The sequence below is a fragment of the Sungkyunkwania multivorans genome (assembly GCF_042675645.1).
GTDB lineage: Bacteria > Bacteroidota > Bacteroidia > Flavobacteriales > Flavobacteriaceae > Sungkyunkwania > Sungkyunkwania multivorans.
In genome coordinates this window covers 810,765-832,896 of record NZ_JBHTJH010000004.1, presented here as the reverse complement: position 1 = coordinate 832,896, position 22,132 = coordinate 810,765, and the positions used below count along the sequence as shown (strand labels likewise).

The window sequence follows — 22,132 nt, the reverse complement described above, 5'->3', positions numbered from 1 at the left end:
ATAAGTTAATTAATATTCTGCCCTGTGAAAAGCACTTTGTCCTTATAGCTTTTGGTTAATTTATAGTCCAAGGTATAGCGCAAGATGAAGTAATAAGAGATGCATTCGGCCAAAAATGCTGCGATGCTAAAAAAGGTCGTTTCGAGAAGAAAGCTGTTGAAAGCAATTAAGATATCCGAGGCTGCTGAAGAGACTGCGGCTATGATGATCCATAAAGAGGGCTGATCAGGATTCGTGTAGAATCTAAATATGCTCAAGATCACAAAAAGACTCATCACACCCACATAGGCCCAACAAAGCAGTATGTTCCCCGAAATAGCAGGAATCATCACGTCGAGAATAGCAAAAAGAAAATACACAGTGAATAGAAACACCAAAGGAAAGGAGGTCCTGAAAAGTTTCTTCAGCTTTAGCTTTCCAATTCCTTCTGCAGCAAACTTTAAACAGATCAAATGAGCCAAACCGGACAATATCATGGAAATGTTGAAAAGATCTTCTCCTGCTTCAAACAGGAACACCATATCGGTCATCCAAAACAACAACAAGGCCAATACCAACCAAAGATTAAAATATCTATAGGCCAACAAAAATGGAATAAACAATGAAGGCAGCTGTAGCGGTTGCAAGAATCTAGCCAAAGTATCGATTCCCAATGCGATAACAAGTATATTAAGAAAGGCCAATACCAAAAATGGGGTCAGCTTTTTATTCATGGTTTAGGGCTAATAAACAATTAGCACAAAGCTAATTAACTTTTTACAATTACTCATAATCAATAGATAGAACATGCAACGATGAAGGCCATTCAAATATCACCTCAATATAGTAAATTCACTTGGCCATAATGAACCTTAGCATGAATATATGCGAGGTGATCCTAGCAATATAATTGACCTGACGGATAAACAAGATATCTGACTGAAATTCATAGATCAGAAAAAAGACATCCCCAAGAATGAAGGCGATGGCAACAAACATCAACCACATGGCCCTTTTGGTGGGGATCGTTAGAAAATTGAAAAAAGCCAACGACGAAAAAGTGATGACCACGCACCCATGGATGAACGCGACCTTACTTAGATCGCCAAGACTGCCTACAGAATTCGAATAGACAATATAGAATAGTAGCGTAATAAGAAGCAATACGATCGGCAGATCTCTATACTTAAATCTATGTCTTGGTATTTTCCTCAATTCTAACCAAGCAAATCTTAAAAATATCAGATACCCCAATGAGGTTGCTACGATGGTCTGAAAATGGGCATTCGCATTGTCGTAAAGCAAGGCGGCACCGGCATATCCAAGGAACAACAGGCTAAAAATGAACCAAAGATCGATTTGTCTGTAACTGGTCACTAGATAAAAGCATAAAATGACACCTATAAATAGGGGTTTAGAGAAGGTGTAGAAATAGTCATCCCTTGTTATGGTATAAACGACCAAAAAAAAGGTTCCGAATATAAATAGCAATAAGTATGAGACCGGTTTTACATCCATCTAACTGATCATGTTTAAAAAATCATTTTCGGTAATGATCGGGATACCAAGACTTTCGGCCTTGGTCCGCTTGCTGGGACCCATATTGTCTCCAGCTACTAAATAAGATGTCTTTGAAGATATGGACGAGCTAACTTTGCCGCCATTGTCCTCGATCAGTTTTTTGAGTTCATTTCGCGAAACCTGCTCAAACACTCCAGAGACCACAAAGCTGTTACCGGATAGTTTATCGGTCTGATTCAAAAGCTTTTCTTCCGAAATACTGAGTTGCACCCCATATTCTGACAATCTGGATATCAACCTTCTGTTTCTTTCATCTTGGAAAAAGTCACGCACACTCTCTGCGATCTTGATCCCGATCTCATCAACATTTACCAGATCGTCAAGAGATGCAGCTTGTAAAGCTTCGATACTTTTATAATGTCTCGCCAACTTCTTTGCCACAGTTTCTCCGACAAATCGAATTCCAAGTGCGAACAAGACCCTTTCAAAGGGAATCTCTTTAGACCTCTCAATCCCATTGATGAGATTTTCGGCCGACTTCTCTGCCATTCGTTCCAGTGGAACAATTTGTTCTTTCGTTAAAGTATAAAGATCGGCGTAATCGGTGATAAGCCCTTCTTTGACCAACAATTCTACGGTCTCGCTTCCAAGGCCTTCAATATCCATCGCCTTTCGGGAAATATAATGCTGGATCCGGCCAGCCACCTGCGGAGGACAACCCAAGACGTTTGGACAAAAATGTTTGGCCTCACCTTCTTCCCTTACCAAATGCGTATCGCATTCCGGGCAATGGGTAATGTAGGTTGTCGGCACAGAATCTGAAGGTCTTTTAGAAAGATCCACACCGATGATCTTGGGAATGATCTCTCCACCTTTCTCTACATAGACCGTATCCCGCTCCCGTATATCCAATAGCGCTATCTGATCGGCATTGTGCAAAGAGGCTCTTTTCACCGTCGTTCCCGCCAGTAGCACAGGCTGCAGATTGGCAACTGGCGTGATCGCTCCCGTCCTTCCTACTTGATAGGTGATCTCATTCAACACAGTGGAGACTTGTTCTGCCTTAAACTTATAGGCCATCGCCCATCGCGGTGCCTTTGAGGTATAGCCTAATTCGTCTTGTTGTTGAAGGTCATTGACTTTGATGACCACCCCATCGATCTCGTATGGTAGTTCGTGTCGATGTTTTTCCCAATGATCAACAAATTCCAATATCTCGTCCACGGACTTTACCAAGGTAGCCTCTTTCGGCACCTTGAAGCCCCATTGACGCGCTTTTTCCAAGCTCTCCCATTGTGAGGCAATACCGATATTCTCTCCGGTGATATTATACAATAGACAATCCAACGGTCTTTTGGCGACCTCTGCACTATCTTGAAGTTTCAAACTTCCTGAGGCCGTGTTTCTTGGATTCATATAAGCATCTTCACCATTGGCGATGCGTTCTTCATTCATCTTGGCGAAACCATCAATAGGCAACACGATCTCCCCCCGAATATCAAACTTTGGCGGATAGTTACCCTTTAACTTTAAAGGAACCGAACGGATCGTCTTTACATTGGTCGTGACCTCATCTCCTTGAAAACCATCACCTCTCGTCACGGCCCTGACCAGTTCGCCATCTTCGTAAGTAAGACTCATCGAAGCGCCGTCGTATTTCAACTCGCAGGTAAATGCCACATTGTTATGACCCAAAATTCGTTCGATGCGTTTTTCCCAATCTTCTAGATCCTCTTTGGAATAGGAATTGTCCAACGAATACATGCGATGCTCGTGCACCACGGTATTAAAATTCTTGGTTACGGCTCCTCCAACACGCTGTGTAGGTGAGTTTGGATCGAAAAATTCTGGGTGTTTGGCCTCTAATGCCTGCAACTCCTTGAGCTTCATATCAAACTCATAGTCGGTGATGCTCGGCTGGTCTAAAACGTAGTATTTATAATTATGCTCTGCAAGTTCTTTGCGGAGCTCAGTTAGTTGTTGTTCGATACTCATCTATTAAAATTCTCTGGTAATAAGTAATTAGGTCAACTCTTTCTTGATCCATTTTGGCACTGCCTTTGGCTTATAAGCGCTCATCTTCTCCAACAACGTAGGGATGTCGTCATCCACTTGGATCATATTATAATTGTCCATTTTGAGAAAGCCACGCTTTACCATTTTCTCCAGCATCGACATCAGCTCGTCGTAAAATCCGTTGGTATTGAGAATACCTATCGGCTTTTGATGCAAGCCCAATTGCGCCCAGGTGATCATCTCAAAGAATTCTTCTAAGGTCCCAAACCCACCGGGAAGCATGATCACTCCTTCCGAAAGGTCGTGCATCAGCAATTTGCGCTGATGCATATTTTCTGTGGTATGGAGTTTTGAAAGGCCATGGTGAACCACTTCTTTCATTTTAAGGAATTCGGGCACTACGCCCACGACCTTTCCCTTTTGGTCCAACGCCCCTCGGGCGACACTGCCCATTATACCTATCTTTGCCGCACCGTACACCAAGGTAATCCCTTCTGAAGCTAACACTTTTCCCAATTCGTAAGCTTGGTCCAGGATCACTTGGTCATTGCCTTCGCTACTTCCACAAAATACTACAATACTCTTCATACTATCGGTTGGTTATTTGGTTGCTTTCATCATTCTATCCACTCCAAAGCTATCTTGTCGCAGTTCAATCTTGTCAAACCCTTGTTCCTTTAATATTTTTTCAGTTTCACTACCAAGATATTGATTTATCTCAAAAAAAAGCCTGCCTTTTTCCCGTAAATTTTCAATGGCCAAAACTGCTATCTTTCTGTAAAAAAGCAATGGGTCTTCATCTTTTACAAAGAGTGCCAAAGCGGGTTCGTACTTCAATACATTGTCTTTCATATGCTCCTTCTCCATATCTCTTACATAGGGAGGATTAGAAACAATGATATCATATTCTTGTTCTAAGGATGCAAGTTGGAGGACATCTGCTTCAATAAAGTTGACCTTTATTTTGTTATGGAGCGCATTTTCTTTTGCAAGTGAAATGGCCTTTTCAGAAACATCCATGGCATGTACCTCAGCCTTTGGAAGTGCCTTTGCCAAGGAAATTGCGATACAGCCACTTCCTGTGCCGATATCTAGTATTTTTAGAGGAGTCTGTGTATCGGTATCTGAAACGATCCATGAGACCAACTCTTCCGTTTCCGGTCTTGGGATCAACACATGTTCATCAACCATAAACTCATTTCCATAAAATAGCGTCTTTCCCAGTATTTGTTGGATCGGTTTTTGTCTTTTCAATAGTGCCAACGCCTCAAAAAGTTGATTCGCCTCCTCTTTCGTGACTGGAAAATCTGGTTGTAAGGCCAATGTCAACCGATTCGCGCCAATGTAATCCTCACTCAGCATAAAAAAGAAACTGCATACCTCTTCCTTTCCGAAAATGGCATCCAGCTCGCTATGAAAAATATCTTTGATATCTTTTAGTTTCATTAGCACTCACGCTAACCCTCTCCCAAAGGAGAAGGAACAGCATTTATTTTTATAATTTCTTTAGCATCCAAACGGGGCAACTGTAATGTCCAGTATCACCCATAGGTGCATCGATATATTCAAACCCCACTTTTTTATACAGCTTTTGGGCCGCTTCCATATATGGCATGGTCTCTATATAAACGGCCCCAAAACCAAATTCCTTGGCTTTCTCTAGGCACTTCCCCATCATTCTGGCTCCTACGCCACAGCCACGGGCCTCGTCCAAAAAATACATCTTCTGAAGTTCGCAGATATTTCCTTCGTAATTGTCCAATGGTGAGATCCCAGCACCACCTAGGATGCTATTACCTTCGACCACAACAAAGTACACGGCGCGCTCTTTGTCATACGCCTCAAACAAATTATCCAATGCCTTATCCGCATAGGCGGTACCCACCTTTGGAACCCCAAGATCTTCGAGAACCTTACGAATGACTTTCGCAATTTGTTCATTATCTTCCGGCTGAATCTCTCTGATGACCATAGTACTCATCTCCTTCCAAAATGTCTTATTTTTGTCAACGAAGATAATGCATATTGATAGCCGTCTCCATGAAGAAAACGCTTTTATTATTAACGATCATATTCACGGTATTCGGTTGCACCGTGAGTGAAAAACCAATATTTGTGAAGGTAGAAAAGGTGAAGGTTGTCGAAGCAACACTGGAACAGGTCACCGTATCGGCCGAAGCTTTTTTCTTAAACCCAAACGATCTTGGTGGCACTCTTGAAAGTAAGGGAATTGACATTCTGATCAATGATGTCGATGTTGGCAACGTACGATCAGAAACATTCAAAGTCCCAGCCAGAAATGAGTTTTCGATTCCTTTGATAGCCACCATTCCCACAAAGAGGATCTTTAAAGAGGAACAAGGAGGCCTCTTAGGTGGATTGCTGAATAGTATATTGAACAAAACGATTACCGTTCAATACAAGGGAACAATTACCTACAAAACCCTGGGGCTGTCCTACGACTACCCGATCGATATCACCAAAGAAGTTGAAATAAAGTAATTGCAGCACCAGAAATACATACTACGATGCCTTCAATTGGCAAAATTAGGTGTCGGCACCACAAGACCAAATCCTTCGGTCGGGGCAGTAATTGTCTTAAACGATCGTATCATTGGAGAAGGCTACACAAGTCCCTTTGGTGGGCCACACGCCGAGGTCAATGCAATCAACGCAGTGACGGACAAATCCTTACTTAGGGAAGCTACCTTATACGTGACCCTCGAACCCTGTTCTCACTATGGAAAGACGCCTCCCTGTGTTGATCTTATCATACTTCACAAAATACCCAAGATCGTAATAGGAACGCTTGACCCTCATGACAAGGTGGCGGGCAAAGGTGTAAAGAAATTGAAGGAGGCCGGTTGCGAGGTCATCGTAGGCGTTTTGGAAGATGCCTGCAAGTTACATCACAAACGGTTTCTTACTTTTCATACCAAGAAACGGCCTTATATTATCTTAAAATGGGCACAGAGCATTGATGGGTTTATCGCACCAAACGACAAAATCTCATCCATACATCACTCGGCCGACACAAAGCGAAGCGTGGCAGAACGTTCGCCAATATGGATCACCAACCAGTATTCGCGTCAGCTGGTGCACAAATGGCGAAGCCAGGAACATGCCATCCTGGTGGGAACAAATACCGTATTACAGGATAATCCTAGCTTATCCACCCGCGATTGGGACGGAACCTCTCCTATTCGTATCGTTCTAGATAGAAAAAGAAGAATTTCAGATGATTATGCCATTTACGACGGTAAAGTCAAGACGATCATTCTCACGCAGATAAAAGATAAACAGGCGGAACAGCGAGAAAACGTGCTTTTCGAAAAGATCGATTTTTCCAAGAATATCGCCGCTAATATATGTAAGGTGCTATCGGAGCATAACATTCAATCTTTGATCGTTGAAGGTGGAACAAAAACATTACAAACTTTTATCGATGAAAAACTATGGGATGAGGCGAGCGTCTTTACGGGCCCATTGGCCTTCGAAAATGGTGTTAAGGCGCCTATTCTCGATGCAGCACCCTATTTTGAAGAAAAGATAGCCGAAGATACACTAAAGACCTATTTTAATCGATGATCAAGAACATTCTCTTTGATTTTGGCGATATCTTTATCGACCTTGATAAAATGGCCACATTCAATGAATTGGTGCGATTGGGAATTTCAGAATTCACCGAAGAGATGATGCTCTTTAATCAGCAATATGAAAAGGGATTGCTTAGCAGTGAAGAATTCATCGATTTTTACGCCCGCCAATTTCCCCAAGCCACAAAGGAACAATTGATCGATGCATGGAATGCGATCATCTTATCCTTTCCCGAAAGACGACTTGCATGGTTGGAACATCATGCCCTGCATGGTCAATTGCGATTCTTCCTCCTAAGCAATACCAATGCACTGCATATAACAAAGGTGAAAGAGCGTATGACACTAGCTAGATATGAACGCTTTAGAAGTTGTTTTGAACGCTTCTATCTATCTCATGAAATAGGGATGCGAAAACCAGATGTTGAAATATTTGATCTTGTTTTAGAGAAGAATGATTTGATTGCAGAAGAAACGCTATTTATCGACGATACCAAAGAGCATATAGATGCTGCCGACAAGCTAGGGATCAAAACATGGAATTTGATACCTGGCCAAGAAGATGTCACAGAACTATTCATTAGAAAAAGAGATTTGTTTTGATCTATTTAGCTTTAAGCATACTTATTTCCAGTTCACTATTTGTGATATTCAAGTTGTTTGAAAAATTCAACTTAGATACGTTGCATTGTATCATTGTCAACTATATCGTTGCTTGTATCTGCGGATATCTCAATTACCATGGAAATACGAAGGTAGCGGAGATCCCCGAACAACCATGGTTTTTAGGGACCATTGCGTTGGGTTTTTTGTTCATCTCTGTATTCAATGTGATGGCGCTTACATCGCAGCGCAACGGATTATCGGTAGCCTCGGTTGCTGGAAAAATGTCGGTGGTCATCCCTGTGATATTCGGAGTTTGGGCCTATGATGAGCATTTGGGATTTGTGAAGATATTAGGTATTCTTTTGGCGTTGATGGCCGTATATCTCACCTCTATCAAGGAAAGTGCTTCCTTTACCAAGGGCAACCTTCTTCTACCGGTCTTATTATTTTTGGGGTCTGGTGTCATCGACACTTCGATCAAATACTTGGAGACCAATTATGTGCCTTCCGATGGAATACCACTCTTTTCTGCAACGATCTTTGCCTTTGCAGCCATCATAGGACTCGCCATCATAACCTTCCAGATCATCAAAGGGAACTTTAGATTTATCGGCAAGAACATTTTGGGCGGAATCGCATTGGGTATTCCTAATTATTATTCCATCTACTATTTATTGAAGGCATTGCAGACCAAAGGATTGGAAAGCTCAACCTTGTTCACTATAAACAATGTCGCCATTGTGATGCTCACTACTTTATTTGGGCTCTTCATATTTAAAGAGCGACTTATTCCAAGAAACTGGTTAGGGATTGTGATCGCCATTATTTCTATAATCATCGTAACCCTTGCTTGACCACTAGAACACAATGAATGACACCTACAAGACCATAGCAGCGTCTTCTGAGGAAGTGCTTTATAAGGATCGCAACAGCAAGTTCTTTGCATATGCCTTTCCGGTAAAGACGGAAGAAGCGATAAAGGAGCATATCGAAACTTTGAAGAAACAACATCATAATGCACGCCACTGGTGCTATGCCTGGCAATTAGGCACCTCTCAGCTGCATTTTCGTGCCAATGACGATGGAGAGCCCAATAATTCGGCTGGGCAACCTATCTATCGGCAGATACAATCTTTTGATCTTACTGATATACTTGTGGTCGTGGTTCGGTATTTTGGCGGTACCAAATTGGGTGTTGGTGGGCTGATCAATGCTTATGGGACTGCCGCACAAATGTCTTTGGAGGCAGCCGAAATAGTCGAAAAGACGATAAACGAGGTCTTTTACATTTCTTTCGATTATAAAGACATAAATAGCGTGATGCGAATCATCAAGGAATTACAGATCGAGATTGAAGAGCAAAAGATGGAGATGAAGTGTCAAATGACACTGTCTGTTCGAAAATCTGATATGAAACGGACGATGGCTGCTTTTAAAAACTTATATGAGGTTGTCGTAACAAAAACTGAAATTTAAAAAGTTTCACCCTCTAGTTTTTCTAAAATATAATTGGGGCATTTTGTAGGTCTTCCAGTCTTCATATTTATAAAAGCCAGTTGGGTATTTGCTGTGACAACGATCTCTCCTTTTTCGTTGATAATTTCGTAATCAAATTCTATGCGTACATTGGGTTTTTTTACGAGCATGGTTCTCACCGTCAACAAATCATCGTAGGTTGCCGATTTCTTGTAGTTGACATGAAGACTGATCACAGGAAGCATAATGCCATTTTCTTCCATGAATTTGTAGGAAACCCCTAATTTTCTAAGCCACTCAACTCGTCCAACCTCAAGGTATTGCGGGTAATTCCCGTAATAAACGATACCCATTTGGTCGGTCTCACCGTAACGAACCCTTACTTGGGTTGTACCAATTTTATTACTCAAGATAGGAAATGGATTTGTTAAGATAACGTAAAGTTAGCGTTGTGTAAGTATGGGGAAAAAAAACCAGAAATTCAATAGCATAATCATTTTTTTTTTACATTTTTTGTTCACATATTTGCTCTGTCTAGAAAACTAAGAGAATTATCCTTTCTCTTTTTTTTTGCAACCTAACTAACGAATAAAAATCTCTCATTAAAAGCATGAATGTGACTGCAAAATCGGTATGGGATAACTGTCTTTCTTTTATAAAGGATAATATACAGCCCCAGGCTTATAAAACATGGTTTGAACCTATCAAGGCCATTAAGCTTACCGATAACGCCCTAAGCATTCAAGTTCCAAGTAAATTTTTTTATGAGTGGCTCGAAGAGCACTATGTAAAACTCTTGAAAGTAGCACTTAGGAAAGAGTTGGGTGAGACGGCACGCCTGGTCTATATCATCAAAATGGAGAACACCTATGGCAATCGTCAACCGTTCACCGAAAAGATCCCGAGTGCCAATCGCGAGCAAGTAAAGGCACAAGAGATCGATGTTCCCATAAAGAACAAGAATCCCGAACTTCGCAATCCTTTTGTGATACCAGGTATCAGGAATGTAAAGATCGAATCCCAACTAAACCCAAACTACAACTTCGACAATTTCTTAGAAGGTGACTCCAATCGGTTGGCAAGATCCGCGGGGATGGCCGTGGCCAACAAGCCTGGTGGCACCTCTTTTAACCCGCTGTTGGTATTTGGAGGCGTTGGTCTAGGAAAGACGCATTTGGCTCATGCCATCGGCGTGGAGATCAAGGATAAATACCCAGAGAAAACGGTATTATACATCTCTGCCGAGAAATTTACCCAGCAATACATAGATTCTGTAAAGAAGAATACTCGAAACGATTTTATACACTTCTATCAATTGATCGACGTGTTGATCATAGATGACGTTCAATTTTTCTCGGGTAAGACCGGGACGCAGGATGTTTTCTTCCATATCTTCAACCATTTGCACCAGAATGGCAAACAGGTGATCCTTACTTCGGATAAAGCACCTGTGGACATGCAGGATATCGAGCAACGTTTGCTATCGCGATTTAAATGGGGGCTTTCTGCAGAATTACAAAACCCAGACTTTGAAACGCGCATTTCCATTCTAAAGAATAAGCTTTATAGAGATGGTGTTGACATGCCCGATGACATCGTGGAGTATGTTGCAAAAAATATAAAGACGAACGTTAGAGAACTCGAAGGGGCCATTATCTCATTGATCGCTCAGTCGTCTTTCAATAAGCGCGAAGTGACCTTAGAACTTGCCACCCAGGTTGTTGAGAAGTTTGTTAAAAATACCAAACGTGAAGTTTCTATAGATTATATCCAGAAAGTAGTTTCAGACTATTTCCAAATGGATGTATCGACACTACAATCCAAGACCCGCAAGCGTCATATTGTTCAAGCAAGACAATTGGCCATGTTCTTTGCAAAGAAATTCACCAAGGCTTCACTGGCCAGCATTGGGTCGCAAATAGGAAAAAGAGATCACGCCACGGTTTTGCATGCCTGCAAGACAGTGGACAACCTCTCCTCTACCGACAAACAATTTAGAAAGTACGTAGAAGACCTTACCAAAAAGCTATCCCTTTAAAATTGTTTTAGCATGAAAACTAAGATATTGATGGTATGTTTGGGTAATATTTGTCGTTCCCCATTGGCCGAAGGTATTTTAGCATCCAAGTTAGACCCAGATCGTTTTTATGTAGATTCTGCAGGAACCGCCGGTTACCATGTTGGCAACCTCCCAGACGCTCGATCGATCGCAGTCGCTAAGAGGTATGGACTAGACATCACCTATCAGCGCAGCAGAAAACTTACCAAAGAAGACCTTGAAGAGTTTGATCATATTTTCGCGATGGACAATAGCAATTATCACGATATTATTGCATTGGCCGATAGCGATGAGGAGAGAGCAAAGGTCGACCGTATTCTAAACTTGGTGTTTCCAGATGAAAACGTGGATGTACCAGACCCATATTATGGCGGTGATCAAGGCTTTGAAAATGTCTATAAAATGCTAGACGAAGCCTGTGAGGCACTCTCGAAGCGATTGCAATAAGTTTTATGCATATCATTACTTCTAAAAAAATCAATACTGTATACCCAAGCATCTAAAAATCATAGGTTTTACGTATCTTTAGTGTAACCAAGAACCTTTTACCTATGAAATTTTTATACCTATGTTTCCTGTTGAGCATCTCGCTCATTAGCGCACAACAAATAGACCTGCAAAGCTTTGCCACTGGCCTTACCAAGCCAGTTGATATACAACATGCGAATGATTCGCGATTATTTGTCGTTGAACAAGACGGATTTATCAGAGTTGTAAATTCTGACGGCAGCGTGAATACCACCCCTTTTTTGGATATCGATGGTCGTGTTCGTTCTACTGGTAATGAGCAGGGCCTTTTAGGACTTGCGTTTCACCCAAATTATCAAACCAACGGATTCTTCTATGTTCATTATACCGATAACGGTGGAGATACCATTATCTCCCGTTTTTCGGTGACCGCAAACCCAGATATTGCTGACCCAAATTCCGAGCAGGTCTTACTCAGCTACACTCAACCCTTCTCCAATCATAATGCTGGTGCCATCGCATTTAGCCCTGTTGATGGCTACTTGTACATATCCTCTGGTGATGGTGGCAGTGGCGGTGACCCCGGAAATAGGGCCCAAAACAACAACTTGTTATTAGGAAAAGTATTGCGAATTGATGTGGACGGCGGCTCTCCGTATGCCATTCCTCCGGGAAATCCATTCGCTGGAACTGGAGATACACGGGCTGATGAAATCTGGCTATATGGTCTGCGTAATCCATGGAGAATGTCCTTCGATCGATCTAACGGTGATCTATGGATAGGGGATGTTGGTCAAAGTTCCTTTGAAGAGATCAGTGTCGTATCACCAAGCCAAGGCGGAAGCAATATGGGATGGCGATGTTATGAAGCATCCAGTAATTTTAATACCAGTGGTTGCCCACCATTTTCATCAACCTTGGCTCCCGTAGGTGAGTATGCCTACGGCGGAAGTCCATTTCGTTGTTCCATCACAGGAGGTTATCGCTACAGAGGAACCGAAAACCCTGCCTTGCAGGGCCTATATTTCTTTGCAGATTATTGCAGCGACGAGATCGGTATTCTAACATACAATGACCCTAATTGGACACTCTCTATTCTCGGACAATATGGCGGTAATGGATTCTCCACTTTTGGCGAAGACGTGAATGGAGAACTTTACATCGCTGGATTAGGAAGCGGTACGGTCTATAAGATCTCTCAAAGCGTGCTTAGCGCGGAAGAGTTCTCCGCGAACAAACTTGACATCTATCCGAATCCAGCTGAAGAACAAATACGGATCGTACTTCCCGAGGGTATCGCCAACAAGATGTCTTTCATAATGTTTGACATCACAGGAAAGACCGTGATACAGAGATCTTTTGATGGTATCGAAGATTTGACCATAACAGTCACAAACATACCGGCAGGGATGTATTTCTTAACCCTAAAGGATGCTAACGGTCGTAAGTTTTACAATAAGTTAATGGTAAAATAGTTTTCTTTGTAGAAGCATCTAATCGTTTGTTCTATGGATAACACCTCCCCAACTCCCCTTGGAAAACTATATCTTATCCCCACACGTCTAGGACAGAATCCTCCCTTGGAAGTGCTTCCCATGTCTATAAAACGTATCGTAGAGATCGTGGACGACTACATCATGGAAAATGAAAAGGTAGGCCGAGCGTTTGTTAAGGCGATGGTCCCGGGTAAATCACAGCCGTCGTTGAATATCAATACCATCAATAAATTTACCGACCCTATCGAAATGCGGGATTTCTTAGATCCCTGCATGCAAGGTCGGCATATGGGGATTTTGTCGGATGCAGGTTGTCCGGGAATTGCTGACCCAGGCGCGGACATCGTGCGAATGGCACACCAGAAAGGTATCCAAGTAGTTCCATTGGTCGGCCCCTCCTCTATTTTAATGGCCATGATGAGTTCAGGAATGAACGGACAAAGTTTTTGTTTCAATGGTTATCTACCCATTGATAAAATGGAAAGAAAAAGAGCGTTGAAAGGTCTCGAGAAACTTTCAAAAGAAAAAAATCAATCGCAATTATTTATTGAGACCCCATACCGGAATGACAAATTGTTAGCAGACATCACTTCCAACCTCCAAAACGACACACTGCTATGCGTTGCCTGCGACATCACATTACCAACCGAATATATTAAGACGATGCCCATCAAAGAATGGAAACATACTAAAGTTGATCTACACAAAAGACCCGCGATATTTATCATACATGCAGGATAGTCCTACTTCCTGTCAAAGTTGCGACAAAATCACTATCTTCATTTCGCCCAAAGAAACCATCTTATAAGAATTAAGATTTGCTAAAGCACAAATCAATGCGTTTTTAATGAATTACGGATTTACTGATATTCTTACGCTTCTCGGGGCACTGGGCTTGTTTTTATACGGAATGAAAGTGATGAGCGACTCTCTCATGGAAGCCGCTGGTGACCGTATGCGGAACATTCTCGCCTCGATGACATCTAATCGTGTCTTTGCTGTTTTTACAGGCTTTGTGATCACCGCCGCTATTCAATCCTCGTCCGCTACGACACTTATGGTGGTGAGCTTTGTAAATGCCTCTTTATTGACGCTTACCGAGGCGGTTGGGGTCATTCTCGGAGCCAATATAGGAACTACGGTTACTGCATGGCTCATTACGCTACTAGGATTTAAAGTGAGTATGAGCGCTATTGCTCTTCCCGTTGTCGCCTTGGGCTTTTTATTGACCTTCTCTAAAAATATAAAGACCAAACATTGGGGCAACTTTATCGTTGGTTTTGCCGTCTTGTTCATTGGACTTCAATTTCTTAAAGATGCTGTTCCCAATATTCAAGATAGCCCAGAGGTCCTTTCTTGGCTGCAAAATTACACCGATAAGGGATTTTGGTCGGTACTTATCTTTTTGTGCATTGGAACCGTACTCACCATCATTATTCAATCCTCTAGTGCTACCATGGCATTAACGTTGGTGATGTGCCACGAAGGATGGATTCCGTTTGATATGGCTGCCGCCATGGTCCTAGGTGAAAATATTGGAACTACAATCACGGCCAATTTAGCAGCATTGGTCGCTAATTATAATGCTAAGAGAGCAGCTCGTGCACATTTGATATCACAAGTGCTAGGAGTTATTTGGATGCTGGCCTTGTTCTATCCGTTTTTGAATCTTATCGACTATATTACACAAAATGAGGGCGTCTCTGCTTTTGATTCTCCATTGGCAATTCCTGTAGCGTTGTCTGCCTTTCATACGGCTTTCAATATGACAAACATGTTAGTGTTAATAGGCTTCGTGCCGCTCATAGTGAAAATTGTAGAACGTGCAGTTCCTTACAAAGAAATGCCCGAACCGGCGGTGGATGTCGCTAAATATTTGAGTAAAGCTTCTATGAGATATCCGCAAACTGCCATCAAAGCCCTTATTGATGAATCTAAACGCCTCTACGAAGGTCCGGTCTTCAAAATCGTTGCACACGTTCTCAACATTCATCGTACTGATATCAAATCTGGTGAGAAAATAAAAAAACTTGTGAAATCATCTACCGGTATTGTGGATATTGATGTGAATGAGATCTACTATAAAAAAGTAAAGCACATCTATAGTGAGATCATAGCATATGCCACCCGCGCGCAAACAAAATTCTCCCTCACCGAAGAAAAAATGAATGACATCAATAAGATCAAGGTGGCCAATCGCAAGATGGTGGAGATCATCAAAGACGCTGATGCCCTGAACGAAAATATGATCGCCTATGCAAAGACAGATAACTCGGACATGCATCGAGAATATAATAGGCTCCGTCAGCGAATTACCAAAACACTACGTAGAATATATCTTGCAAATATCGATAAGTCTTCGGACAAGCATATTAAAAAATTGGAACGTATCAGAAAGGCCGCTGAAGAGGAAGAAGATGTTCTAGCAAGTGGTACACTGAATATGCTCTTACAAGAAAAACGAATTACAAGTGAAATGGCATCTTCATTGTCAATCGATAGTCATTTGGTAAAGAATATCATCAAAAACCTGGTAGCTGTTGCGGAACTTCTTTACGTGCAAAGTGACACCTTGCTCGAAAGCTTCATTTTGGAAGACGACCTACAAGAGGCCGTTGCAGAGTAACTTAGCGATCATTCGATCACCAATCTTCTAACGAAGTTTTTTCCTTGGGCAGTGATCTTTAAGATATAGACCCCACTGCGCAAGGTATTTAGTGCGATCTCAGTTTCACTTTCAAACGCGGTACTATATACCCTTCTACCCTCAACGCTATATAAATTCAAAACACTGCGGCTTTCGAGCCCCTTTATAAACAGCTTTTCGCGTACAGGATTAGGAAACACTTCAATATTGGAAAATTCACTTTCTTCGATAGACAAGGTATTCATCCATGTGTTACCTACTTGATTGCCCCAGATATATTCTGCCAGGTCGGGTTGGTCGATAAATGGATTACGGTTGAACTGCCATGTATATACCACATTGTTTCGATTCATCTCATAATCATCCGGAGGGTCGTTACGATGCCATGTCAACAAGGTTGCCAAATCTCCCAATTGCCCAACCGTATTGTTCGCTGGGTCTCCATTGACCACCTCCAAACCATTGTAACGAATGGTCAAGAAAAAAATACATCGGGCCACATCTCCTTGCCAACTGCCTTGAGTGCCTGTAGGTCCTGAGTACTCGCCATAATCCTTGTTTCCGCGCGTGCTATTCTCGGGGCCATCGGTAGCGCGTAAACCGTGAGCGTCAGAATTGGCATGGCGTAGCGAATCTGCCCTTGTAGGAAAGAAAATATCCCTTCCATCGGCAATATCGTCCGCCTCTATATCATTAAAACCACCCCGCGAACGTGGATAGGTATGTTCTCTATTCCAAAGACCTACACTGCTACCACCACTCGACTGAAAGTCGATCTTTCTTCTTTGTTGCTCGGTGTATAGCAACCATACCTGATTGCTGTTCAAAGGACTTTGATCCGCCTCCTTTAAAATATCAATCACATCTGCGTAGGTCTGCGCACGTACCGTTACCGGATCTGCAATGATATCTTGAACTGCCTGAACCAAGGCTGCATCTGCCAAACCATCGAGGGAATCGTAATATCCTGCGGGTACTGTATTGGTCACATTTCCAAAGGTTGGACTTAATGGAGTGCCCCACGGAGCCACAGTGAAATCGTTATCTATGATACGTATCTCTTTGTTATCATTCAGTCGATTATAACCAGACGGAATAGCACCGAAAGTGATCTTCATTATCTCGTCACCCTCGTCATTCATGTCGTCTGTCACCTGAATCGTTCTTATCGCTGAATTTTGTCCTGTTGGGATGGTCACAGAAGTACTCCCGGTATAATCTGTGGTATTAAAGGTGCTGTTAGCTAAAGTGAAATCGAAATTCAATTCGCTTGTCACATTGGTCTGCGTGGTAAAGGTGATGTCGATACTATCACCTTCATTGAATTCGTCTGCAGTTGTTGAAAATGCAATGCCATTGAATTGCACACCACTACCATCATTGTTCGCTCCAGGTGTGGGTGCTTTCACTTCATAGGTGCCATCATTTCTGCGCTGTATGGATTCTGTGGACTGATTGCCATTTTGCCCTTCATTGATCTGCATAGTGACGTCGAGAAGCCCTTGGAGCACTGTATCATCAGGGTCATTCGTGTCATAGACCAAAGCGTCGATAAGATTCGTGGTCGTTGCCAAGGTTCCATCAGGAAAATCGGTGTCATTTCCTAGGTAAATGGCAACGGCATCGGTCCCATTCTGAATGGTGTTATCAAAAAGAATAAACTCGGGTACTGGAGCCACCTCGTTACTGCCAATGAGCAATATTCCGTTAACGTCCGTGGTAAAGCCATCGAGGTCCAAAGCAAAATAGCTCGAGTCGCCACCACTGGTCGATCCATTGAATAGCACCAAGACATAACCATTTAACGAGAAGTTCGGTGTCGTAGATTTAAGCTCAATGATCTCCATAGTATCTGTACTAGGGGTGTCGGCGTCCAATTCGTTGATGACTACTTGACCAATAGAATATTGCACCGATAAGAGCGTAACTAATGAGAGGAAGTATTTTAACATAAAAGGGGAAATAAAGCCGCAAGATACAGCGAATGTGAATGAATAAGCGTTAAAATAGCATCATAAAATCAAAAAATTATCAACAGAAAAGGCAGGGAAAACCCTGCCTCGATGATTTATAGAGCCGAAGAATCGGCTGCCTTTGCTAGTATTCGTTCGCTGCGATCCGTCCGTTGGAAAGTAAATCTTCTATGTATGCTAGGTCAAATCTGCGGTCATGCCCCACATCATCCTTTCTTATCAATCTTGATCTGGATTCATGCATGTAGAACGCTCCTGCCTTTATAAAACATTCGAAAAGTCGAGCCTCTGGAGCATCAGACCGATAGTTCCCGGCTTTGAATTTTGTAATGAAATGATTCAGTTCTTCTTTTTGAACTTCACTATCCCGCATTTCGAAGATGTGCGATAGGATGGATTGGCCAACGATTCCAATATTTCCATAATGATGACGCTCACCACTTGAATGCCATCCGACATTATCGGCATAATCATGTACCTGGGTGTAATGTCCATTCTCAAAATACATGGTTGGTTTGCTGCCGCCTAAGGTGTACCCGATATAGTCACCGGCGGTTAGTTTGGAAATTGCCATAGTAAATCGCTTTTATTAATTTGGTTTGTTAGTATTTATGATCCAAATTTTAGAATCAATTGGTCCTTTCGTCAAAACACATTGTTAATTAACGATTCACAAGTTACTGAAATTGTATCAATTACGAAAGAATGAGCAAGGTATCTATGCTAGAAGATGTGCGTGCCATGCTTTAAAATTTTAAAATAACGCAAGTGTCTTAATAAATTGAATGCATTTGTTTAAATTCGAATCAACAATCAACCAATGAAAACAATATACAGAACGTTTTTACTTGCCACGCTCGCACTTGTACCACTTTTTGCCATCGGTCAAGGGTTAGACCGCACCTTTAACACAAAAGAAAACTTGGATTATTTCCAACAACTATTAGACGGTACAATTCCGAGCATACAGGATAGCTTTGCAAAGCGAGAATACGGGTTATTTTCGGATAACCCCTCAAAATTGGAAGATGGCGTAGAGTATAAAACCCTTTTGCCGATCATTGCCCCTAGGATGGATAATGTAGTTCAAATGCCCATATTACAAACGGAAGAAATGTATGATTCGCCAATGCCTGTCTATATTCCCAAGCAAAAAGGATTTTTTCATTTTGAAACAACCATTTTCAAATCAAAATATTGCAAATAAATCGTTTTGCGTGATAAAGCTGTCCTAACACAGGTAAAATTATCACTCAAAATTAAACCATTCGGTATTTTTCGTTATATTTGGATGAAATAGTTACGCCATGTCTCTAACAAAAGCCCAAAAGACAACAAATTACATCATTGAAACCGTCGCGCCTATCTTTAATCAAAACGGCTATGCGGCCACCTCATTGAGCGATATCACAAGTGCGACCGGACTCACAAAAGGTGCGATCTATGGGAATTTCGAGAATAAAGAAGACTTGGCGATGGCTGCCCTGAAATACAACATAAAAAAAGTGTTGAATCGTATCGAAGCGCACATGGAACAAGGCAATTCCCCCACGGAGAAACTGCTGCTTTTGACTGATTTTTATAGGAACTACTATCACTTCAGCCAAGAATTGGGAGGTTGTCCAATCATCAATGTTGGCGTTGATGCCAACAACCAAAATGACGCCTTTATGAAGAAAGTTCAGGATGTGATCGAGTTGATCGAGCATTATTTGGCCAAATTGATAGATGAGGGAAAGGAGATCGGTGAAATACGTAAGACGATAATGAGTCAAACCTATGCCAAGCGGTTCTATTCACTATTACAAGGCGCAACATTTATGGCACAAACGATGAAGGACAATAGTTATATTCATGATGCGGCCAACGTGATCAGCGACACCATCAACCAGCGCTTTCGAGTGTAAATTTTTTTTGATAAAAAATATACCTTTTGGTATTTAAGTACGCTATTATGACAACAGTGCAAGACCTACCTCGAATAGTGAGCAGCAAGGCCACAGTACGCTTTCAGGATTGCGACCCTTTCAATCACCTAAACAATGCTGCCTATATCGATTACTTTATGAATCATAGAGAAGATGTGTTGCTTGAACATTACAAGCTCGATATCTACGGAATGGCCAGAAAAGAAGGAAAAAGCTGGGTAAGCAACAGCTCTCAAATACATTACTTCCGTCCAGCGCTATTAATGGAGACCTTACTGATAGAATCACAGCTGATCCGTCATAGCGATAGCGAACTGTTTGTAGAGATGCGCATGTACGATATAACACGAAACGTCTTAAAGGCGGTGATCTGGTGTGGTTTTACACATTATAACCTTGTAAAAAAACGAAGGGAGATCCATAGCGAGCCGTTAATGACCCTATTTGGTCATATTACAGAGCCTGTCATGGCATTGACCTTTGAAGAGCGTATCGAACAATTCAAATCCAACAACCCCTCTATTTATATTTAAGATCGCTTTGCCCAATACGATATTCTCTTCGTCACAGTAATCCCATGCAAAAAATTTAATAATGTTCATTTTGCTTGGGTTGCCTTTGTTTATGCCTTTTCCGACATCTTTCACTCTCCCATATAATTCGTTTTGCTAATTTTTTTAGCAAATAGTGTAACATTTTGCGAATTGTTTCTTCTTATATATGTAACCAATTAAATTCAATCATCATGGAGATCAGTAAGCACAGAATCGTAAAAAAACACGTTAGAACCGCATTGTCAAAGGTAGGAATCGCAATAACCCTATTCTTTTATTCAGTGATCCTTATCACGGCAATCATGTAAATGCTAATATAATTAGCTATTCTTTTCATCTTTGAAGGCTCTTCACTATACCAAGTAGATGTGATGCGCCTTTTTTTGTTTGACTACCCATCGATTTCACATTAATGTAGCTATCTTTATGGTATGCAATTCAACTCCTACATAGACCACACTTTACTAAAAGCGACCGCTACAAGCGCCGAAATAGCGAAACTTTGTGAAGAGGCTGACCAACACAGTTTCTTTTCCGTTTGTGTAAATGGCAGCTACGTCGGGCTGGCTCATTCCTTATTAAAGGATAGCAATACAAAGGTTTGCTGCGTCGTGGGCTTCCCATTAGGCGCGATGTCGACCAAGGTGAAAATATTTGAAGCACAAACCGCTATTGAAGAGGGTGCCGATGAGATCGATATGGTCATTAATATTGGATGGCTTAAAAGTGGGCAGCATGCCGCGGTTTTTGATGAGATTCGAGCGATCAAAGAAGCTATCGGCACCAACGTCTTAAAGGTCATCTTGGAGACCGGCTATCTCTCGGAAAAGGAAATTGGGGAAGCCGCGAGTCTAGCCGTACGCGCCAAGGCCGATTTTGTGAAGACTTCCACTGGTTTTGGTCCAAGAGGAGCATCTTTCGAAGATGTAAGAATTATGAAAGAAGCCATCGACGGAAGCGCACAGATCAAAGCGTCGGGTGGCATTCGAGATGCTGAAGCGGCGAAGAAGTATATCGAAATGGGCGTTACCCGTCTCGGCACTTCCTCTGGGATAGCACTCGTGAAAGGGCAAGCAACAAAAGAAGATTACTAACCGTAAAATATTATCTATGAGCGTACACATCGCGGCTAAAAAAGGAGAGATAGCAGAAACCATTTTACTACCAGGAGACCCTCTCCGCGCCAAGTGGATTGCAGAGACCTTCTTTGAAGACTTTTTTTGTTTCAATGAGATCCGCGCCATGTATGGCTATACAGGCACCTACAAAGGCAAGCGTGTTTCCGTGATGGGTACTGGCATGGGCCTTCCTTCCATCTCAATATATGCGAACGAGTTGATCCGAGAATACGGCGTAAAGAACCTGATCAGAGTGGGCAGCTGTGGGTCATATCAGGAACATGTTAAGTTGCGCGATGTCATTTTGGCCATGGCCGCATCTTCTACCTCAGGAGTCAACGAACTGCGATTTGGTGGCGCTGACTATGCCCCCACAGCAAGCTTCGAGCTGTTCATAAAGGCCGTTGAAATTGCTAGGGAAAAGAATATTGAAGTGAAGGGCGGTAATATTTTGACATCGGATGAATTCTATGCCGATAATTTCGATAACTATAAGAAATGGGCAAAATTTGGAGTGCTATGTGTGGAAATGGAGTCGGCGGGTTTATATACTGTCGCCGCCAAATTGAATGCACAAGCATTGAGCATCCTTACCGTCTCGGACTCATTGGTCACTGGCGAACGCACCACAAGCAAAGAACGTGAGACTACCTTTAAAGACATGGTAGCGATCGCCCTCGAGCTAGCCTAGGTTC

24 protein-coding genes are annotated in these 22,132 nt (G+C 42.1%); 15 read left to right on the top strand and 9 right to left on the bottom strand.

Annotation, left to right across the window (positions count from 1 at the left end):
* Window positions 1-5 precede the first annotated feature (5 nt).
* The 6 genes from ACFQ1M_RS06620 to ACFQ1M_RS06595 form a co-directional block, all read right to left on the bottom strand.
* Entirely contained in the window at window positions 6-713 is a 708-nt protein-coding gene (locus ACFQ1M_RS06620; protein ID WP_386405716.1) for a lysoplasmalogenase family protein, read from the bottom strand.
* 118 nt (window positions 714-831) lie between these two features.
* Window positions 832-1,497, bottom strand: coding sequence for a hypothetical protein (locus ACFQ1M_RS06615; protein WP_386405713.1), 666 nt, complete (start codon window positions 1,495-1,497; stop codon window positions 832-834).
* Window positions 1,498-3,495, bottom strand: coding sequence for an NAD-dependent DNA ligase LigA (gene ligA, locus ACFQ1M_RS06610; RefSeq protein ID WP_386405710.1), 1,998 nt, complete (start codon window positions 3,493-3,495; stop codon window positions 1,498-1,500).
* A 27-nt stretch (window positions 3,496-3,522) separates the two neighbouring features.
* A complete protein-coding gene (locus tag ACFQ1M_RS06605; protein WP_386405707.1) occupies window positions 3,523-4,104 on the bottom strand; it encodes an LOG family protein in 582 nt (193 codons plus the stop codon).
* Between the two features lie 12 nt (window positions 4,105-4,116).
* Window positions 4,117-4,962 (bottom strand): peptide chain release factor N(5)-glutamine methyltransferase, encoded by an 846-nt coding sequence (gene prmC, locus ACFQ1M_RS06600; protein ID WP_386405704.1) that lies wholly within the window; start codon window positions 4,960-4,962, stop codon window positions 4,117-4,119.
* Window positions 4,963-5,011: 49 nt separating this feature from the next.
* Entirely contained in the window at window positions 5,012-5,497 is a 486-nt protein-coding gene (locus ACFQ1M_RS06595; RefSeq protein WP_386405700.1) for a GNAT family N-acetyltransferase, read from the bottom strand.
* Between the two features lie 59 nt (window positions 5,498-5,556).
* Here ACFQ1M_RS06595 and ACFQ1M_RS06590 point away from each other — a divergent pair, with 59 nt between their 5' ends.
* From ACFQ1M_RS06590 to ACFQ1M_RS06570, 5 genes are read left to right on the top strand one after another with little or no spacing between them, the layout of a single operon-like run.
* On the top strand, window positions 5,557-6,018 hold the full coding sequence (locus tag ACFQ1M_RS06590; RefSeq protein WP_386405697.1) for a hypothetical protein: 462 nt from the start codon (window positions 5,557-5,559) through the stop codon (window positions 6,016-6,018).
* On the top strand, window positions 6,019-7,104 hold the full coding sequence (gene ribD, locus ACFQ1M_RS06585) for a bifunctional diaminohydroxyphosphoribosylaminopyrimidine deaminase/5-amino-6-(5-phosphoribosylamino)uracil reductase RibD (RefSeq protein WP_386405694.1): 1,086 nt from the start codon (window positions 6,019-6,021) through the stop codon (window positions 7,102-7,104).
* The gene (locus tag ACFQ1M_RS06580; protein WP_386405691.1) at window positions 7,101-7,715 is read left to right on the top strand and encodes an HAD family hydrolase; all 615 of its coding nucleotides are present in this window, start codon (window positions 7,101-7,103) and stop codon (window positions 7,713-7,715) included. The genes ribD and ACFQ1M_RS06580 overlap by 4 nt, the downstream gene beginning before the upstream one ends.
* The gene (locus ACFQ1M_RS06575) at window positions 7,712-8,572 is read left to right on the top strand and encodes an EamA/RhaT family transporter (protein ID WP_386405688.1); all 861 of its coding nucleotides are present in this window, start codon (window positions 7,712-7,714) and stop codon (window positions 8,570-8,572) included. Before ACFQ1M_RS06580 ends, ACFQ1M_RS06575 begins: the two co-directional genes overlap by 4 nt.
* Before the next feature lie 13 nt (window positions 8,573-8,585).
* The gene (locus tag ACFQ1M_RS06570; RefSeq protein ID WP_386405685.1) at window positions 8,586-9,194 is read left to right on the top strand and encodes an IMPACT family protein; all 609 of its coding nucleotides are present in this window, start codon (window positions 8,586-8,588) and stop codon (window positions 9,192-9,194) included.
* On the opposite strand, the gene ACFQ1M_RS06565 is transcribed toward ACFQ1M_RS06570, so the two are convergent.
* Window positions 9,191-9,607 carry an acyl-CoA thioesterase gene (locus ACFQ1M_RS06565; RefSeq protein WP_386407075.1) on the bottom strand — a complete coding sequence of 139 codons (417 nt, stop codon included), beginning with the start codon at window positions 9,605-9,607 and terminating at the stop codon, window positions 9,191-9,193. The genes ACFQ1M_RS06570 and ACFQ1M_RS06565 overlap by 4 nt on opposite strands.
* A gap of 197 nt (window positions 9,608-9,804) precedes the next feature.
* Here ACFQ1M_RS06565 and dnaA point away from each other — a divergent pair, with 197 nt between their 5' ends.
* The 5 genes from dnaA (at window position 9,805) to ACFQ1M_RS06540 (ending at window position 15,843) form a co-directional block, all read left to right on the top strand.
* Complete coding sequence (dnaA, locus tag ACFQ1M_RS06560) at window positions 9,805-11,232, top strand: chromosomal replication initiator protein DnaA (RefSeq protein ID WP_386405682.1); 1,428 nt, start codon at window positions 9,805-9,807, stop codon at window positions 11,230-11,232.
* Between the two features lie 12 nt (window positions 11,233-11,244).
* Complete coding sequence (locus ACFQ1M_RS06555) at window positions 11,245-11,700, top strand: low molecular weight protein-tyrosine-phosphatase (RefSeq protein WP_386405679.1); 456 nt, start codon at window positions 11,245-11,247, stop codon at window positions 11,698-11,700.
* Window positions 11,701-11,804: 104 nt separating this feature from the next.
* A complete protein-coding gene (locus ACFQ1M_RS06550; protein WP_386405676.1) occupies window positions 11,805-13,196 on the top strand; it encodes a PQQ-dependent sugar dehydrogenase in 1,392 nt (463 codons plus the stop codon).
* A 33-nt stretch (window positions 13,197-13,229) separates the two neighbouring features.
* Window positions 13,230-13,958 carry an SAM-dependent methyltransferase gene (locus ACFQ1M_RS06545; protein WP_386405673.1) on the top strand — a complete coding sequence of 243 codons (729 nt, stop codon included), beginning with the start codon at window positions 13,230-13,232 and terminating at the stop codon, window positions 13,956-13,958.
* A gap of 106 nt (window positions 13,959-14,064) precedes the next feature.
* A complete protein-coding gene (locus ACFQ1M_RS06540) occupies window positions 14,065-15,843 on the top strand; it encodes a Na/Pi cotransporter family protein (protein WP_386405670.1) in 1,779 nt (592 codons plus the stop codon).
* Window positions 15,844-15,851: 8 nt separating this feature from the next.
* Here the strand turns inward: ACFQ1M_RS06540 and ACFQ1M_RS06535 are convergent, their stop codons facing one another.
* Entirely contained in the window at window positions 15,852-17,816 is a 1,965-nt protein-coding gene (locus tag ACFQ1M_RS06535) for an endonuclease (RefSeq protein ID WP_386405667.1), read from the bottom strand.
* A gap of 145 nt (window positions 17,817-17,961) precedes the next feature.
* Entirely contained in the window at window positions 17,962-18,411 is a 450-nt protein-coding gene (locus ACFQ1M_RS06530) for a hypothetical protein (protein ID WP_386405664.1), read from the bottom strand.
* A 246-nt stretch (window positions 18,412-18,657) separates the two neighbouring features.
* On the opposite strand from ACFQ1M_RS06530, the gene ACFQ1M_RS06525 reads away from it, so the two are divergent.
* The 5 genes from ACFQ1M_RS06525 (at window position 18,658) to deoD (ending at window position 22,128) form a co-directional block, all read left to right on the top strand.
* Window positions 18,658-19,044, top strand: a complete 387-nt coding sequence (locus ACFQ1M_RS06525) for a hypothetical protein (protein WP_386405661.1) — start codon at window positions 18,658-18,660, stop codon at window positions 19,042-19,044.
* A 100-nt stretch (window positions 19,045-19,144) separates the two neighbouring features.
* Complete coding sequence (locus ACFQ1M_RS06520) at window positions 19,145-19,744, top strand: TetR/AcrR family transcriptional regulator (RefSeq protein WP_386405658.1); 600 nt, start codon at window positions 19,145-19,147, stop codon at window positions 19,742-19,744.
* 47 nt (window positions 19,745-19,791) lie between these two features.
* On the top strand, window positions 19,792-20,298 hold the full coding sequence (locus tag ACFQ1M_RS06515) for an acyl-CoA thioesterase (protein WP_386405655.1): 507 nt from the start codon (window positions 19,792-19,794) through the stop codon (window positions 20,296-20,298).
* A 452-nt stretch (window positions 20,299-20,750) separates the two neighbouring features.
* On the top strand, window positions 20,751-21,413 hold the full coding sequence (gene deoC, locus ACFQ1M_RS06510) for a deoxyribose-phosphate aldolase (protein WP_386405652.1): 663 nt from the start codon (window positions 20,751-20,753) through the stop codon (window positions 21,411-21,413).
* A 16-nt stretch (window positions 21,414-21,429) separates the two neighbouring features.
* On the top strand, window positions 21,430-22,128 hold the full coding sequence (gene deoD, locus ACFQ1M_RS06505) for a purine-nucleoside phosphorylase (protein WP_386405649.1): 699 nt from the start codon (window positions 21,430-21,432) through the stop codon (window positions 22,126-22,128).
* The last annotated feature ends 4 nt before the right edge of the window (window positions 22,129-22,132 follow it).

Bases quoted from the DNA above. Each gene is read 5' to 3' on its own strand.
- ACFQ1M_RS06520 (WP_386405658.1), top strand. From the start codon at position 19,145: ATGTCTCTAACAAAAGCCCAAAAGACAACAAATTACATCATTGAAACC.
- ACFQ1M_RS06595 (WP_386405700.1), bottom strand. From the start codon at position 5,497: ATGAGTACTATGGTCATCAGAGAGATTCAGCCGGAAGATAATGAACAA.
- ACFQ1M_RS06550 (WP_386405676.1), top strand. From the start codon at position 11,805: ATGAAATTTTTATACCTATGTTTCCTGTTGAGCATCTCGCTCATTAGC.
- prmC (WP_386405704.1), bottom strand. From the start codon at position 4,962: ATGAAACTAAAAGATATCAAAGATATTTTTCATAGCGAGCTGGATGCC.
- deoD (WP_386405649.1), top strand. From the start codon at position 21,430: ATGAGCGTACACATCGCGGCTAAAAAAGGAGAGATAGCAGAAACCATT.
- ACFQ1M_RS06615 (WP_386405713.1), bottom strand. From the start codon at position 1,497: ATGGATGTAAAACCGGTCTCATACTTATTGCTATTTATATTCGGAACC.
- ACFQ1M_RS06570 (WP_386405685.1), top strand. From the start codon at position 8,586: ATGAATGACACCTACAAGACCATAGCAGCGTCTTCTGAGGAAGTGCTT.
- ACFQ1M_RS06530 (WP_386405664.1), bottom strand. From the start codon at position 18,411: ATGGCAATTTCCAAACTAACCGCCGGTGACTATATCGGGTACACCTTA.
- ACFQ1M_RS06525 (WP_386405661.1), top strand. From the start codon at position 18,658: ATGAAAACAATATACAGAACGTTTTTACTTGCCACGCTCGCACTTGTA.
- ACFQ1M_RS06580 (WP_386405691.1), top strand. From the start codon at position 7,101: ATGATCAAGAACATTCTCTTTGATTTTGGCGATATCTTTATCGACCTT.
- ACFQ1M_RS06620 (WP_386405716.1), bottom strand. From the start codon at position 713: ATGAATAAAAAGCTGACCCCATTTTTGGTATTGGCCTTTCTTAATATA.
- ACFQ1M_RS06535 (WP_386405667.1), bottom strand. From the start codon at position 17,816: ATGTTAAAATACTTCCTCTCATTAGTTACGCTCTTATCGGTGCAATAT.
- deoC (WP_386405652.1), top strand. From the start codon at position 20,751: ATGCAATTCAACTCCTACATAGACCACACTTTACTAAAAGCGACCGCT.
- dnaA (WP_386405682.1), top strand. From the start codon at position 9,805: ATGAATGTGACTGCAAAATCGGTATGGGATAACTGTCTTTCTTTTATA.
- ACFQ1M_RS06605 (WP_386405707.1), bottom strand. From the start codon at position 4,104: ATGAAGAGTATTGTAGTATTTTGTGGAAGTAGCGAAGGCAATGACCAA.
- ACFQ1M_RS06590 (WP_386405697.1), top strand. From the start codon at position 5,557: ATGAAGAAAACGCTTTTATTATTAACGATCATATTCACGGTATTCGGT.
- ligA (WP_386405710.1), bottom strand. From the start codon at position 3,495: ATGAGTATCGAACAACAACTAACTGAGCTCCGCAAAGAACTTGCAGAG.
- ACFQ1M_RS06545 (WP_386405673.1), top strand. From the start codon at position 13,230: ATGGATAACACCTCCCCAACTCCCCTTGGAAAACTATATCTTATCCCC.
- ACFQ1M_RS06540 (WP_386405670.1), top strand. From the start codon at position 14,065: ATGAATTACGGATTTACTGATATTCTTACGCTTCTCGGGGCACTGGGC.
- ACFQ1M_RS06515 (WP_386405655.1), top strand. From the start codon at position 19,792: ATGACAACAGTGCAAGACCTACCTCGAATAGTGAGCAGCAAGGCCACA.
- ACFQ1M_RS06555 (WP_386405679.1), top strand. From the start codon at position 11,245: ATGAAAACTAAGATATTGATGGTATGTTTGGGTAATATTTGTCGTTCC.